Raw genomic sequence first — 14,695 nt, 5'->3', positions numbered from 1 at the left:
CCTTAGAATCATTTTGCTGATTAACCCTTATATTCATTATGCGTCTCCCCAATACTATCGTAGATTTCTGTCCCACTATTTTAACACATATTGGAAGTATCCTGCCCGTTAGTAAAGAAGAAATCCGATGCAATCGTCGACTAGCAAAACTCAAAAAAGTTTGTTACTTAAAGGACTTTTTTAAATGGTAAAGGTGAAAATAAAGTTCGTTAATGATGTTTACTTTTGTAAAAGCTACTATTTTCCTCTCCGGTATCATTATAGCCCGCCAAGATCGAAAAAATGGAGTTTATAAAGCTTGTTCACTCTTCTTGGAACTTTTTTGTCATGCTTAACAAATAAGTTTTCTTGAGCGGTATTCAATATCGTGGCGGTAAGTGGTGGGATATCGGCTACAGCTGCTTGTTGGAAGGAATACTTGAAATGGGCATCGAAATGGGGGTTTCGACCTAGTGCGGAACCATCCACTTGACCATATATTGATATTGCCAGCCAGCACCCAACTCACCCGTCACCCTCATTTAAACAACGAGAAAAAAACGGTCTGTATTCGCATCTATTTCGCGATAAGACCGTTTTTGTTTTCCTCGATATTCTTTGTGATGTTAGATTAAGAAATTACCATACAAAAGCTGATGTGATGATAACCAAAAGAATGAAAAGAACCAAAATAGCTGCTGCGCTGTTACCATAACCTGCACAACTTGCACCATAACCTACTCCCATGTTTACTCATTCCCCTCAAGTGAATTTTCATTACGGTATAATCATACGCTCGTTACATGGTCATTGATTGGACATATATCAAGGGCTTACTTGCTGGAAGGAATAAAATTATAGGTAAACAACGAGAAAAAAACGGTCTGTATTCGCATCTATTTCGCGCGATAGGACCGTTTTTGTTTTTTTCTGATGTTGGTTTAAATTGCAAAAGTCATTAAGATAATAACCAAAAGAATATAAAGAACCAAAACAGCTGCTGTGTTGTTAACACCATAACCTGCACAACTTGCACCACTCATATTTACTCATTCCCCTCAAGTAAATTTTCATTACGGTATAATCATACGCTCGGTACATAGTCTTTGATTGGACATATGTCATGGCTTTCTATATATAATTCTGATATAATCCCACAATTTGGGTCGTCATGAGGAATAAATTGATAAATATAATTACGTATTGTAGAGTAAAGGACTGGGGAGGCCAGTCCCTCCTCATCAAACCGTACGTCAGACTGTCTAACAACTGAATCTGAGTATTCTTTAAAACGTGGATTCATGCTATTTTACTCAAATAAAAGCCATGCATATTTTGATTTCAAAGGAGCTCGGGCTCTTAAGCGACGTATGAGCTCCTTCACGCCCATTATTTTGATCATTCTCTTGAAGTTATAGGCAAGACAAATCAAATTGGTCTCAGTACCTACTGATGCCAACCCTCGTGCTAAAAAGTATGTATAGCCCCAGTGACGTTTTATCATCCCGAAAGGGTGCTCAACGATTTGCCCTCTTTGCTTATAAATATTACTTTGTCTACGCGTATTTTCGGTAATCTGTTCGATCACTTCTTCGTCTCTAAGCCTGGTTACCGCCCTTCCGCCTTTGGCAGAAGTACAGGACTCTTTTTGTCCGCAAATATCGATGTTTAAAATTGCTTATTATCTGCTCACAAGAAAAGAGATGTATGTAGACTTATGCAATATACTAGGATTGTCAGCTTTGTTTTTTTTCAATTTGTTCCCCAGTTGCGTAAAATCAACGTTGCATACCGATTTTTGCAATGTAATAACATCATCAATTTCTTCCTCTGTTGATATGTAGCGAATGGTAGAGAAAATTTTTTTATGAAAAAGTGTATTTTCTTCGTTTAAGAAATTTACCATCAATGATAACCGGGCCGAAAAAACGAAAGCGATTGGATCGAGAGAGTCTCCCGTAGTTATAGCATTAAAACCGTTTTGCACAGAAAAAAGGGCAAACATACAAGCAAAGATATTTCATTATACATAAGATTTAGCGTGTTCTTTAATATAGTAATGAAGGAGGATGGTAAAATGGCAATGATACCTGGCATAGGTCTCCCAGGTTCAGGGTTTGGTTTTGCTCCAGGTCTTGGTTTGGGTGGACCAGGTTCAGGATTTGGCTTTGCCCCAGGTCTCGGTTTTGGTGCACCTGGCTTAGGTCTCCCAGGTTCAGGATTTGGTTTTGCCCCAGGTCTCGGTTTTGGTGCACCTGGCATAGGTCTCCCAGGTTCAGGATTTGGTTTTGCCCCAGGTATTGGTTTAGGTGGACCAGGATTGGGACTTCATAGTGTAAAAAGTAATAAAAAACTTAGCAAAAAAATTGGTAAAAAACGGTAGTGATTCGCGTTTTTCGCACATAACAACGCTACTAGCGGTATTCAGACACTTTCTAGAAAAGATAATTGAAATTAATTTGAGCCGCTTGTCAAAGGAGTTTTTTTCGTTGAAGCAAAACAAGCCCCTTAAAAACTTGTTTTATTTCGTTATAGATTCAGCTGCGGATTCGTTAATAACGGACAAAACCCTCCATTTATCGTAAATATTTCAAACTGCCTGACGGTTACTCAACCTTTATCCTGAGGCTAAACTTGCATACAAGTTGTCTGTCAGCAAAGACTTTCGCATTACGTCGTATGTTTGCAAGCGCAATTTTAACATTTGCATACTTTGTTTCTACTCGTCATTGTGGAGGAGATCGGTTGTTGAGACGGGAGTGAAAGTTATGAAATGGCGCGATTCCCTAGGTGGTTATATGGCCTACATTAGTCTGGGTTCCACATGTCAAACAGCATTTCAGCTTAAAAGACTGGGCTTACGAAAATATGCGGGTCCCTTAGATTGGTTTGTTTCCGATTCGATCGGCGGAGTGGTTCGTTTGATAGATCATCGTTTCAACGGATTTATGGAACTTAGCCAGCTTGAACTCATTGGCACTACCAATGAATACTTTGTTGTAAGAGATAACGCAAATGACGTTATATCTTTCCATGACTTTCCTCTCTATCTCACTGCGGAGCGATGGCGGGAAGCTTATCCCGCGTTTAAACAAAAGCTCAATCGACGCGTAGATCGGTTTTTGAGAACTATTCAAGGTCAACCGATTCTTTTTATTAGAACCAATGCGGAAAGAAAGGAAGCGCAGGAGCTACACGCAGCATTAAAAAGGCTGATGCATGGAAAGTTCCAGCTTCTGATCGTGAATAACCACCAGGAAGATCGCAAAGACGTGATTTACGAGGATTGGGGGCTGGGTGGAATTAGCTCGGTGCTCCTACCGAAAGGAGAAGACTGGAGAGGATTTAACCAAGCTTGGGATACGTGTATGAACGGCTTCAAATTGAAAGCTTCGTCCCTTCATTGAGTTTAACTCCTTTTGATTTTTATCACAGCTATAAAGGCGCACTGCAGAAAGAGACGATCGTTTACAATGTTCTTTTTAAGCTGGAGCTGCTCCATAGGGAACTAAATGTGTTGTGCGAAATTCCCTCTTTTCTTGATTTTTTTACATTGCACCGTTTTTACGAAAAAACGCCACGTTTTATCCTCTTGTCACGCTGACAGTACTTCATAAAACCTTATTTGAAAACCATCTCGATTCCCTCTACAGGGAGGAAAAAGAACACGAGACAGGATATCAACTGGTGATTAAGACCCGCTTTATCGAATGTCTGTTCAATCAAGCCGGTTTTATGCTGCGCACGGGAATCCTCACCCAACTCCAGCTTATACGGCTGAACAGTGGATTGCGTCCGTCGTCTCCCTAATCGAACAGCACTACAACAAGCCGTTCAGCCTGGATCAATTGAGCCGTCTGTGCGGCATGAGCATTCCTTCTTTCACTGCCAAATTTAAAACCTACACGAAAAAGACATTCGTGGAATATAAGCATGACATTGAAATCAAGGAAGCTTGCAGAATGATGGAAACGACCAGTGGAAAAATCGCGCAAATGTCGGCCCCCTTCCATATATCAAAAGCAGCTTGCATCAATATACTGACACATAGTTGAGAAAAGGCAGCCGATCTGGCTGCCTTCATGCGTTATTATTCAACTATCGTTCTGCGTTAGTTCAATAAGCATTGGTCTATGTTAGCCTCTTTACAACTCTTTGCAAAGCATAAGCGGTTGATCTACTAACAAACAGCTAATAAACCTTTCTCCGTATATGGTCATTGTTTTCTCCCATGGATGACCTAAAATCCCCCATGAAAAACCCCTTGCAAGAAAGAAATGATAATCGGATACTGACAATTTAGCGTTCCACCATGAATATAAGGATGTAACGACTTTGGAAGGAATGTAAGTAAATCATGTTTTCGATACTCCAATTCCTCCCTACACAGCTCATCAAAGTTTCTCCCTTCCGTCTTGTACCAAGCGACATTTTCATCCCAATCCTTTTTAGTCTCAGGGAAGACCAAAAAGCCTACTAATTAACATATTCTAGTCCTATAAATATTATATTCCAGCCATGTAACTGTGGCATTTTGAAAGTAAACACGATTTATTAACTTTCATAACGTGCTAAGCCGTAGCTCATAAAAATACTGCACAATTGGATGCTTTAACTTCATCTTCTCGGTCATGTTTAAAATTCGCTTTTTTCCAACTCTTCTGTCCACCAAAGCTAAAATATTCAATAAGATATCATTGCTCTCTAGGCTTTCCTCTATAGAAATAGATAAAAACTTATTTGCTACAACAATAAAATTGGATTTACTTAATGCTGACTGTTCTGATAAAAGCTCCTTTGCATATTCTGATATTTTTCTATTTCTTGCAATTACTTTGAGACGATTCTCCGGAACTATCCCCTTGGTATCTTTTCTGACAGCTTCAATTTCTTCATTGTTGATAGGAATTTGGATATCTGGATCATTCTTTATTTCCAGCTCCGTATGATACCATCTGATTAAGGTAGTTATATCACTCATATTGAGTACGTTCTTTTTATCTACCGCAATATAACAAAGTCCTGCTTTATCAGGTAAATAACGGTAGCTAGTTGCGCGGTATTCAAACCTTCCATATAGCGCAGGACAGAGAAAGCTCTCCAGAAGTTGCTTCAATTTGCTCCAGGCCATGTAATCCTCCTATTTAACGAGTGAACTTGCCATCTAACACCTTGAATTCCATAAAGGCTTCTATATCCTATTGAGGCAAGTCGTTCTTTTATCCATAATACAATAACCAACACTTCGATCATAGTGAACCTCCCCCACTTACTTGCTAGCACAAGTTGAAGTCGGGGCTTCTTACCATCAACATCCCACTCCTATAAGAAGCGGGTTTGCCACGTTTATTCCATAAAACCCTTTATGGGGTGTCATCGAAACTGCCTAAGTTGGTGTTGAAAGAAAATAAGTATTAGACTGACCCCAATAAAAGAAACAGCGGCAGCCATGGACGAGAAAATAAAGTCTAGACTGCCGCTGTTTTATTGAACTATCGTTCCGCGTTAGTTCAATAAGCATTGGTCTATGTTGGCCTCTTTGCAACTCTTTGCAAAGCATAAGCGGTTGATCTACTAACAAACAGCTAATATACCTTTCTCCGTATATGGTCATTGTTTTCTCCCATGGATGACCTAAAATCCCTCATGAAAAATCCCTTGCAATAAAGAAATGATAATCGCCCTCTGGATAAATGGAACTCTTTATTAAATCTTGACCATACATTTCTCTGCTCTTCATCTTTTAATAAAGTCCAGCCATCCATTCTTACACACCCCTTACGTGATACGTTATTCGTTACAACTAAGCACAACAATGCACTTGTAACATTTCGATGGTAAATGATAATTTCCTTTTTCCGTTAAAGTTTATTAAAGTATCCTGCCCGTCCCTCGGAGCGGTCCATTTTAACTTGTCGACATTCGGATAATGTTCTTATCACAAATCGGCAATCGGCTCAAGTTCTTGACATTGTCAATTGACAAGAACTTGAGCCGATAAATAAAAAAGCCCACGATTTTCGCGGACTTGATTCGGACAATGTTTTTGTCATCCGACAAATACTTACTTATCCCTGGTGTTACCGCTCTTAGTGCAACGAAAGCATGGCTGTCATGTCCTCTTGCGCATCGCCGATCAGCTTTAAGCCAAATTTCTCGACGAGTAAGTTCATGACACCTTCGTTAATGAATTCCGGTGCTTTCGGACCGATTCGGATATCCTGGATTCCGAGGCTAAACAAACCTAATAAAATGGCCACGGCCTTCTGCTCGAACCAAGACAGCACGATACTTACCGGCAATTCGTTGACACTGCAGCCAAAAGCTTCGGCGAGAGCCAGCGCTATTTTGACGGTAGAGCCGGAGTTATTGCACTGACCCAAATCGATATATCGTGGAATATCAGTGCCGGCCACTTTGCCGTAGTCCACATCATTAAAACGGAACTTGCCGCAAGAGGTCGTCAAAATGACCGTGTCGTTCGGAAGTGAAGTCGCAAGCTTGCGGTAATACTCGCCGCCCTTACCCGGAGCATCGCAACCGGCGATGACGAAGAATCGCTTGATCAGGCCCTCTTTGACCGCTTGAATGATTTCAGGCGCAATCCCGATGACCGTTTCGTGGTGGTAGCCTGTGGTTAACACTTGTTCGGAGTCTATGTTCGCCTCCGGCAGTTCAAGCGCCCGCTCGATCAGCGGCAAGAAATCCTCGCCAATGATTTTCGTGACATTTTCTAGACCGGCTACTTCATAAGAGAAAAAGCGATCCGCATAAGTACCCTTGATCGGCATTACACAGTTTGTGGTAGCGAGAATCGCTCCTGGGAACTGTTCAAAGAGCCTGCGTTGGTCATACCAGGCTTTCCCGATGTTTCCTTTTAAGTGCGTATACTGTTTCAGCTTCGGATACCCGTGTGCTGGGAGCATTTCGGAGTGGGTGTAAATATTAATCCCTTTGCCTGAGGTCTGCTTCAGCAGCTCTTCTAGCGCATACAGGTTGTGCCCTGTCACGACAATGCACTTGCCTTCAATTTTATTTTGCGATACCGTAACAGGCTGTGGAATACCGAAGTGCGTCGTATGCGCGCGGTCGAGCACATCCATGATCCGTACCGCGGCATTGCCAACCTTCATGGCCATTTCCAGATGCTCATGCAAATTGAAATTCGAGTTGGTCAATGTCAGATAAAGTGCTTCGTGCGTAATTTTATCTACTTCCGGGTCGGTATATCCTAGCTGTCTAGCATGGGTCGCATAAGCGGCAATTCCCTTTAGTGCAAAAATGATCGTATCCTGCAGGCTTGCGATGGTCTCATCTTTTCCACATACCCCGATCACCTTGCAGCCGCCGTTCGCCGTTTGTTCACATTGATAACAAAACATACATGAATCCTCCATTCGTAGATACGCTTTGTTCGCTTACAACTGTAGCTTATCAGATATGGGAGAAGGCTTCAGTGACTTATGTCACATCTGTTTTTGAAGCTTGGATGTCAACCATGAACAAGCTGCTCTAATACCATGCGGTCTTTTATGATCAAACGGCTAACTGAATTGTGATCATCATCACAAAAAAAGGATTACTTGAAAGTGAGATAAGTCAATTGACGGTTAGATTATAACACTTCTGAATGAAATATGAAGAAACCGCTAATCCTATAATGGAATAGCGGTTTTTGTCGTTGAATACCGTAAACTCAAACCGGTGCGGAGTCCATTTGTTATGCTGCCCGATTATAGTAGATCGCTGTTTCCTCGTTTAGTGCAGTGAAGGGGTGCCACTTGGTGGCACCCCTTTCAATATTTGGGACTAACAATCTTTATTTTCTCATAGCTCAGCGATGAAAACTACTCCCCCTTGATCTCCCACTCACTTTTAATAAGTTTGTAATAATTATATTCCTTATTGTCAATCTCTATAATACTTTGAAAATAAAAACCGCATTTTTGTATTACTCTATTTGATGGAATGTTACGTACAAGAGCTAAAGCGTTCAATACGTCAATATTAGTATTTTGAAACAAATAATTAAGTACACCTTCAACTGCCTGGGTGGTATATCCCTTATTTCTATGTTTACTTGATATTGCATACATAATCTCTCTATTTGGATATGGCAATTCCTCTTTTATTCCTGTACAACACCAACCAATAAACTCGCCAGTCTCTTTTGATATAATTCCTAATCTTAGCCGGAGCTCCTCAATATTTCTACCTTCAGATACAGCGTTTAAAAACTGCTTATTCTGTTTTATTTCGTAGTTTATAAACCAATCTTCCCGTTGTTCCCTAGATGTGTTCCAACCAGGCAAGTATTCATATATTTCTGGCTGCCAGGTTAGTAAATGAAACTCATCTAAATCATTAATTATATATTCTCTTAAAATAATATCCTTACAGTCAATCGTAAATACGTTTTCTTCCGAAGTGGAATGAGTATTTGAATTCATCACTTGTCTCCCTTAAAGATATTTGGAACAACGTCCCCAAGTATAATTATAATAAACGTAAGTGCTCAGGTTAAGCCTACTCCTACGCCAGGTACTACTTGTATTTCAAAATAATTTAACTTACCATCATTCAAACTTATCCAAAAAGTAACTCTTGTGGTATTCAAGGGAATCAGAGGGCAACATACCACAATCTTTGCAGTTAAACCCACATCCCTCTTGTAAGTACAGACGCTGAAACATGGATCGAAAACATTAAGGTAATAAGATTTTTTATACGAAAATAAATAGGAAGAGAGCCCACGACCACCTGTGGCTCTTTTCAATTTGTGCACGAATGCCCACTCCATTGCATATGGTGGAAGCAATGTATGATCAGTTCACTCGGAGGAGTATAGTCCCAACTTTAATTTCAAAGGAGATAATCATATGTGGAATAACTTCCCATCATATCCCGATAACAGACAAGGGATTTCAAACATTTTACAATGTATGAATAAATGGGTGACCATCCAATTAGAAGATGGGACTAATTTGCAAGTCAACGTGACCTCTGCCGATTTCAGCTATGCAACAGGATTTTTAACCCGCCAATCTTATAACTCATTAGTTTGCAACGGGACTGCCATTCAAAATTCACAACAGGCAGAGGCTTGCAAGGGTCAATGGGTCCAGCTTGTTCTTTCCAATCATATTTCGCTCTCGTTTTATTTGACTCATTATGATGATCAAATGGTCGGGGGCAGTTTCCAATCGACTCAGCTTCTCGGACTTTCAAACCGTGTCACTTCAGTTCAATGTTGAATAGAAGCAGGTCTCGTGAGATGAACTGCACCCCAATCGTTAGATGGTTCTAACAATTGGGGTGCAGTTCAAAAATGAAGTGACCCCAAAAAGTTGGACAGTATATAGTTAGGCTGCCTTTAGCGCATGAGTTCGGTACTGTTCCGGGCTCATGCCTTTTAGTTTTGCCTTTATTCGTTTATGGTTGTAATAGTGGATATATTGATCAAGTTCTACTTTGAATTGCTCAATGCTATCAAATTCAAGCTATATATAAAAACTCGGATTTTAGGATCCCAAAGAAACTCTCCATAACAGCATTGTCGTATTCAGTCGCAAGCCTTTTTCTCTGATAGCTAAAAAATCACTCATATACTCATTGGACAACTTCTTTTTATTAATAACAACCAGACCCCGATGCAAATTTTATGCTCATTACTGGTACCACATATTGGAACTATTCTGCCCGTTCAACCTGCAACTAACTTGCCCAAGATTACATAGCCATCCATATCTAGTAGCGCGATCCGTCGGGATGTCATAATGTTCTTGTCAAAATCGGGAATGTCCTCAAGTTCTTGTCATCTGATTTTGACAAGCTAAAATAAAAAGCTCCCGCCTCTTAAAAGTAAAAGACGAGAGCATAATTCCCGTGATACAGTTGCCACAAATGTGACGTTTTACCGTTGATAACGTGGCCTCCCCGATGTTCCTTCTAAATTGCGGAACATTAGAAAAAACATGTTTCTTCTTTGAAGTAGTATTTAATTGATATTGATCACAATTGTACGAGATTGACTGCGAAAAATCATTGGAAATCAAAACTGAACTTTCCACGATGCGTTTGCAGAAGAAACGCCATGTGCCTTTGTCGATAAACTGGTAAATCCCCGAGATTATATTTTCGTGAACCTTCTCATTCGAAATGAACAGGTTCACAAAATCATCTACAACCTCAACTTCAACCTCAATCATCATTGCCCTCATCCTCCAAGAAAGGTTAGTTTGTCAGTTCTACAATCTTTGTCGCGATATTCTTGCAAAACTCGCTGTCATGCTCCACGAATAGAATGGTTGGGGTATGCTCAAGCAGCAGTTCTTCGATTTGCATACGCGAGATGACATCAATAAAGTTAAGCGGTTCGTCCCAAATATGCAAATGCACTTGCTCGCTCAGGCTTTTGGCGATCAGCACCTTTTTCTTCTGCCCGCCGCTAAACGCCGACATATCCTTTTCAAACTGGGGTCTGGAGAAATCAAGCTTCCTAAGAATCGATTTAAACAAACTTTCGTCAATTCCATGCTCCCTAGCATAGTCCGACAAATTTCCACGAAGGTGGGAAGTATCCTGCGATACGTACGATATTCGAAGCTGGCTATCCTTCCGTAAGCTTCCGGTGTAGCTTAGCCCCTCACCACATATCAGCTTGAGAATCGAAGATTTTCCCGAACCGTTCGGGCCTATTAGCGCAATGGATTCGCCTGGCTCAATCGTAAAGCTTACATTCTCGCATACCTGTCTTTCCCCGTAATAAATCGAAACCGCATCCAGCTCCACAAGTTGAGGCTTATGATAAGAGAGCTGCGTAATCTCCAGACTTTCTGAGCTTTCAATATTTTTCAGAAGCTTGGATTTCTCTTCGATGGCCGATTGCTGCCTTTGTTCAATCGATTTCGAGCGCTTCATCATTTTGGCGGCTTTGTGGCCTACATAGCCTTTGTCGATTTTGGAGCCGGAATTTCTTGTGCCGTTTTTGCTTTTTTCTACTGCATGCGCCCAATCCCCAGTACGTCTGGACGAATCGGACAACCGTTTGATGTCCTTACGGAGTTTTTCGTCCGTCGCAAGTTCGAACTGATCCTGCCTCCGCTTATTTTCCCACCAGCTCGAAAAATTGCCTTTCTGGATCTCGATATTGGTTTTGTTGATGGAGAGAATGTGATCGACGCAATGATCGAGAAACGCTCTGTCATGAGATACAAGAATGAACCCACTCTTTGATCTCAAATATTGGCTTACAAGCTTCCTCGCATTCATATCTAGGTGGTTTGTCGGCTCGTCAATGAGCAGGAAGCTGTTTTCCTTAATGAATAAGGTCGCTAGCAGCACCTTAGTCTGTTCGCCGTTGGACAACGAATTGAAAGGGCGATACAAAACGTCCTCAGACACTTTTAGTAACGAAAACTCCCGTATTAATTGCCAGTGCTCATAGTCCGGGAAAATATCTTCAATTATTTCATACGTAAGACTTTCCTTGCGCTCCACATGGAATGGAAAATATTCAAACTCTACCTGCGACGAAATATAGCCGCTGTATTCATGCTTGCCGAGCAATAGTTGGAGAAACGTCGTTTTCCCCCGGCCATTTCTCCCTGTAAAGCCCAATTTCCAGTCAGTATCCATCATAAAACTGACGTTTTCAAAGATGTTGTCGTAGCTGCCTTCATAGGCAAACGTCAGGTTTGATACGTTAATAGTAGACACTCCGATATCCTCCTTTGTCGAAAAAAAAATAAGCTGCAAGAAAGTTACCTTTCCTGCAGCTCAAAAAAATACGACAAATTCAACCCGTACCAGGGTATGAAAACGGATATATTTTGAGTGAAAAGAATAAGGTAACTTTCTTGCCAATCAGGAATAAAACAAGCACTGTTCTATTCTTAGAAAAAGGGCAAGAAATATTACATTATCCTCTTCATCTCCAATCGTTAAATGTAGCTGAATAATATCATATTCTTTTCCTTGTTGCAACTTCCTTTAGGTTGCGTTGAATATGGGTTTTTCCACGCAGCGTCTATATACCCAATTGGTATGGCGGTGCAATCTTTCAAGTCAAATTCATAATAAGCAATATTCTTTTTGCATTTGCTAACCAATTTCACATTTTTCTCTCTAGAGATACAATGCAGAAAATGGTCTGTTGAGATAAGTTGTTCTGCAATGGCTTCTCCAATACCCCTTGAGGTTCCTGTAATTATAAAGTACTTCAAGTTCGCCCACCCCTAACCGAGTTTTAGGACCTAGTCTTAAATTATCTATGTGATGATCATATATTATCAACACATCGTATTTATAAATTAAAAATCCAAAAGTCTATTAGCGTAATCTGTCCTTTAGTTCAACGAAAAAGCAGCCGATCATTCTGGCCGGCTGCCGCGGTGTTCGTATTGAACTAAAGTACTCGTTAGTTCAATTGCTTTTTCTCTGTCGCATAATAAATCATCGCAATAGTCGGTAAAGCTATTCCAATCAACAATGCTGCTTTCCAGCCGCCGATGGCGTATGCCCATCCTCCTGTCGCTGAGCCTATAGCACCGCCAGCAAAAAAAATTGCCATGTATAAACCATTAAGCCGGCTTCGAAACTCTGCTCCCAATGAGAAAATAGCACGCTGCCCAAGGACCATATTTGCCGAAACTCCCATATCTAAAAGAATGGCCGCAACTACCAGAGATACCAATGCGAATGTCGAACCTGTTTGGATCATTAGAGGAAGAAATACAGAAACGATAACTAAAGCCAGGGCTAACCCTGTGGCAGGACGAATCATGCCTCTATCCGCAAGACGGCCTGCCACAGGCGCAGCTGCCGCTCCGGATACCCCAACCAATGCAAACAGTGCAACTCCTTTTTGGGAAAAATGAAAAGTCGGACTGGTCAATAACAAAGGAACGGTTGTCCAGAACAAACTAAAAGTACCGAACACACAGGCATGATAGATCGCCCTACGCCGCAAGATTGGGGTCGTTCTGAGTAAATGCAACATGGAACGCAGAAGTTTTGGATATTGTACGGCTGTCAACGGCTGCCTTGCAGGCAGCGCCTTTGCTAATACAAGAGCCAGCACAAAGATCGTTATACCGGATAGGACAAATACGGCGCGCCACCCCATAAACTCTGCAACAATACTTGATATGGGACGTGCAAGCATGATACCCAGTAACAAACCGCTCATGACATTACCCACATTGCGGCCACGTGTGGCATCTGGCGAAAGATGAGCTGCGTACGGTACTAGTACCTGTGCTGCGACTGATCCCAGCCCGATAAACAGTGAAGCTGTAAGAAACAGGGGAGCGCTTTTGACAACTGCAGCAATCGTCAAAACTATTGCAGTGAAGAGCAATGACGCAACAACAAGTTTTCGGTTTTCAAGTATATCTCCCAAGGGTACGATAAATAACAATCCGATTCCGTAACCAATTTGAGTCAGTGTGACGATCAGGCCAGCTGCCCCAGAAGATAATCCAAGCGCTGAACTAATTGGTCCCACTAAAGGCTGCGCATAATAGAGATTAGCGGCGATTACTCCGCAAGCGGCAGCTAAAATGAGTATGATCCACGCCGAAATAGGTTTTTCAATCCTTTGATTTTCGATTGAACTCATAGTAAGCGCTCCTTTACATGTCGAGAAAATTATTATTACTGGAACGTTCATTCCGGTAATAATGAAAAAATATATTTATAGCATCTCAATTACTGTGTTCATCATGTTATAAATAATTTTTTTGTCGCTTTTCACCTTGGATACTACATTAATACTATGATTAAGGTTAAGCAATAGGTGTGCTAGAACCTTTATATCTTTCTTGGGGGCGATTTCTCCCGTCTGCTGTCCCTTATTTAAAAGTTCAAAAAAAGACTGTTCCAGTTCCTCAAAACCGTCCCGTATCAATTTATGAATTTGTTCATCAGGCGAATCCAAACCAATGGTTGCATTTGTAATCAGGCATCCTTTTGGCAAATCTTCATCAAATGCGGAAGTAATATGCTGATCAAAATACTGCCGGATTCCAACTTTCGCAGACGGCGCATTTATCAAGAGATTTCGTTTATTTTGCCTGATTTTTTTGTAATGGTGTATTGCCTCAACATAAAGCGTCTGTTTGTCCACAAATGTTTCGTACAAACTTGATCTGCTTAATCCCATTGCTTCCAACAACTCCGGTATGCTTGTCGCTTCGTAACCTTTTTCCCAAAAAACTAACATTGCCTTATGAAGTACGTGCTCCTTGTCAAACTCTTTAGAACGTCCCATGTTAACCCCTCCTTCTCAGTAGGAACAGTATAATGTTTCAGGAACGAATAGTCCAGTATTTTTATTGTGCTCTCAATCCAGTTCCATTAAACTGCCCGTTTAACGTAATGAAGGCCACCGATCAAACCGGCAGCCTTGTCCTGGGTATTCATTCAAATATCGTTCACCGTTAGCGTAATCCCCCACTTTTGTTCAGATATCCTAAGCTACCGTCACGATGATGGGTTGATTCTTTGTAATAATTATGGTGTGCTCATGTTGTGCCGCAAAGCCGCCGTCCTTTCGTTCAGTTTTACTCCATGTTTGAGTGAAGAAATAACCTTCATCATAGTATACTGCCCGTCCCTCGGTTTTAAGGGTTTATCTCACATATACTCACTCATTCGCAGGATTTTGACACCTTGGTTTGCAGATGTTGTTCAGGAGAGCGCTCATCAGACGTAG

General features: G+C 41.1%; 17 protein-coding genes and 1 pseudogene. 4 read left to right on the top strand and 14 right to left on the bottom strand.

The window, feature by feature from the left end:
• Positions 1–618: 618 nt before the first annotated feature.
• From AC58UU_RS39475 to AC58UU_RS39465, 3 genes are all read right to left on the bottom strand, one after another.
• On the bottom strand, positions 619–726 hold the full coding sequence (locus tag AC58UU_RS39475; protein ID WP_497322971.1) for a YjcZ family sporulation protein: 108 nt from the start codon (positions 724–726) through the stop codon (positions 619–621).
• Between the two features lie 194 nt (positions 727–920).
• Complete coding sequence (locus AC58UU_RS39470) at positions 921–1,022, bottom strand: YjcZ family sporulation protein (protein ID WP_497322970.1); 102 nt, start codon at positions 1,020–1,022, stop codon at positions 921–923.
• A gap of 266 nt (positions 1,023–1,288) precedes the next feature.
• A complete protein-coding gene (locus AC58UU_RS39465; protein ID WP_497322972.1) occupies positions 1,289–1,639 on the bottom strand; it encodes a transposase in 351 nt (116 codons plus the stop codon).
• 417 nt (positions 1,640–2,056) lie between these two features.
• On the opposite strand from AC58UU_RS39465, the gene AC58UU_RS39460 reads away from it, so the two are divergent.
• The 3 genes from AC58UU_RS39460 to AC58UU_RS39450 all read left to right on the top strand — a co-directional run bounded on the left by AC58UU_RS39460 (position 2,057) and on the right by AC58UU_RS39450 (position 4,034).
• Positions 2,057–2,362 carry a hypothetical protein gene (locus tag AC58UU_RS39460; protein ID WP_497322969.1) on the top strand — a complete coding sequence of 102 codons (306 nt, stop codon included), beginning with the start codon at positions 2,057–2,059 and terminating at the stop codon, positions 2,360–2,362.
• A 385-nt stretch (positions 2,363–2,747) separates the two neighbouring features.
• The gene (locus AC58UU_RS39455; protein ID WP_497322968.1) at positions 2,748–3,386 is read left to right on the top strand and encodes a DUF1796 family putative cysteine peptidase; all 639 of its coding nucleotides are present in this window, start codon (positions 2,748–2,750) and stop codon (positions 3,384–3,386) included.
• A 303-nt stretch (positions 3,387–3,689) separates the two neighbouring features.
• Positions 3,690–4,034, top strand: a complete 345-nt coding sequence (locus tag AC58UU_RS39450) for an AraC family transcriptional regulator (RefSeq protein WP_497322967.1) — start codon at positions 3,690–3,692, stop codon at positions 4,032–4,034.
• Positions 4,035–4,124: 90 nt separating this feature from the next.
• Here AC58UU_RS39450 and AC58UU_RS39445 read toward each other — a convergent pair whose 3' ends face one another.
• From AC58UU_RS39445 to AC58UU_RS39425, 5 genes are all read right to left on the bottom strand, one after another.
• Positions 4,125–4,277 (bottom strand): DUF2716 domain-containing protein, encoded by a 153-nt coding sequence (locus tag AC58UU_RS39445; RefSeq protein WP_497322966.1) that lies wholly within the window; start codon positions 4,275–4,277, stop codon positions 4,125–4,127.
• The gene (locus tag AC58UU_RS39440) at positions 4,220–4,447 is read right to left on the bottom strand and encodes a DUF4085 family protein (protein ID WP_497322965.1); all 228 of its coding nucleotides are present in this window, start codon (positions 4,445–4,447) and stop codon (positions 4,220–4,222) included. Before AC58UU_RS39440 ends, AC58UU_RS39445 begins: the two co-directional genes overlap by 58 nt.
• A gap of 93 nt (positions 4,448–4,540) precedes the next feature.
• Positions 4,541–5,110, bottom strand: a complete 570-nt coding sequence (locus tag AC58UU_RS39435; protein ID WP_497322964.1) for an SF0329 family protein — start codon at positions 5,108–5,110, stop codon at positions 4,541–4,543.
• A 958-nt stretch (positions 5,111–6,068) separates the two neighbouring features.
• The gene (gene hcp / locus AC58UU_RS39430; RefSeq protein WP_497322962.1) at positions 6,069–7,361 is read right to left on the bottom strand and encodes a hydroxylamine reductase; all 1,293 of its coding nucleotides are present in this window, start codon (positions 7,359–7,361) and stop codon (positions 6,069–6,071) included.
• A 465-nt stretch (positions 7,362–7,826) separates the two neighbouring features.
• A complete protein-coding gene (locus AC58UU_RS39425) occupies positions 7,827–8,429 on the bottom strand; it encodes a GNAT family N-acetyltransferase (protein WP_497322960.1) in 603 nt (200 codons plus the stop codon).
• A gap of 492 nt (positions 8,430–8,921) precedes the next feature.
• Between AC58UU_RS39425 and AC58UU_RS39420 the strand changes: the two genes are divergently transcribed.
• Positions 8,922–9,233 (top strand): hypothetical protein, encoded by a 312-nt coding sequence (locus AC58UU_RS39420; RefSeq protein ID WP_497322958.1) that lies wholly within the window; start codon positions 8,922–8,924, stop codon positions 9,231–9,233.
• 108 nt (positions 9,234–9,341) lie between these two features.
• Here AC58UU_RS39420 and AC58UU_RS39415 read toward each other — a convergent pair.
• The 6 genes and pseudogenes from AC58UU_RS39415 to AC58UU_RS39390 all read right to left on the bottom strand — a co-directional run.
• A pseudogene (locus AC58UU_RS39415) lies at positions 9,342–9,540 on the bottom strand (IS3 family transposase); the annotation flags it as partial.
• A 242-nt stretch (positions 9,541–9,782) separates the two neighbouring features.
• Positions 9,783–10,190 carry a hypothetical protein gene (locus tag AC58UU_RS39410; protein ID WP_497322956.1) on the bottom strand — a complete coding sequence of 136 codons (408 nt, stop codon included), beginning with the start codon at positions 10,188–10,190 and terminating at the stop codon, positions 9,783–9,785.
• A 22-nt stretch (positions 10,191–10,212) separates the two neighbouring features.
• On the bottom strand, positions 10,213–11,697 hold the full coding sequence (locus AC58UU_RS39405; RefSeq protein WP_497322954.1) for an Lsa family ABC-F type ribosomal protection protein: 1,485 nt from the start codon (positions 11,695–11,697) through the stop codon (positions 10,213–10,215).
• A gap of 224 nt (positions 11,698–11,921) precedes the next feature.
• Positions 11,922–12,203 (bottom strand): SDR family NAD(P)-dependent oxidoreductase, encoded by a 282-nt coding sequence (locus AC58UU_RS39400; RefSeq protein WP_497322953.1) that lies wholly within the window; start codon positions 12,201–12,203, stop codon positions 11,922–11,924.
• Between the two features lie 194 nt (positions 12,204–12,397).
• Positions 12,398–13,600, bottom strand: a complete 1,203-nt coding sequence (locus AC58UU_RS39395; protein WP_497322951.1) for an MFS transporter — start codon at positions 13,598–13,600, stop codon at positions 12,398–12,400.
• Positions 13,601–13,675: 75 nt separating this feature from the next.
• Positions 13,676–14,251, bottom strand: a complete 576-nt coding sequence (locus tag AC58UU_RS39390) for a TetR/AcrR family transcriptional regulator (RefSeq protein WP_497322949.1) — start codon at positions 14,249–14,251, stop codon at positions 13,676–13,678.
• Positions 14,252–14,695: the final 444 nt, after the last annotated feature.

The sequence above is a fragment of the Paenibacillus sp. JT22N1 genome, assembly GCF_059692155.1.
This window is presented reverse-complemented; position numbering and strand designations above follow the sequence as displayed.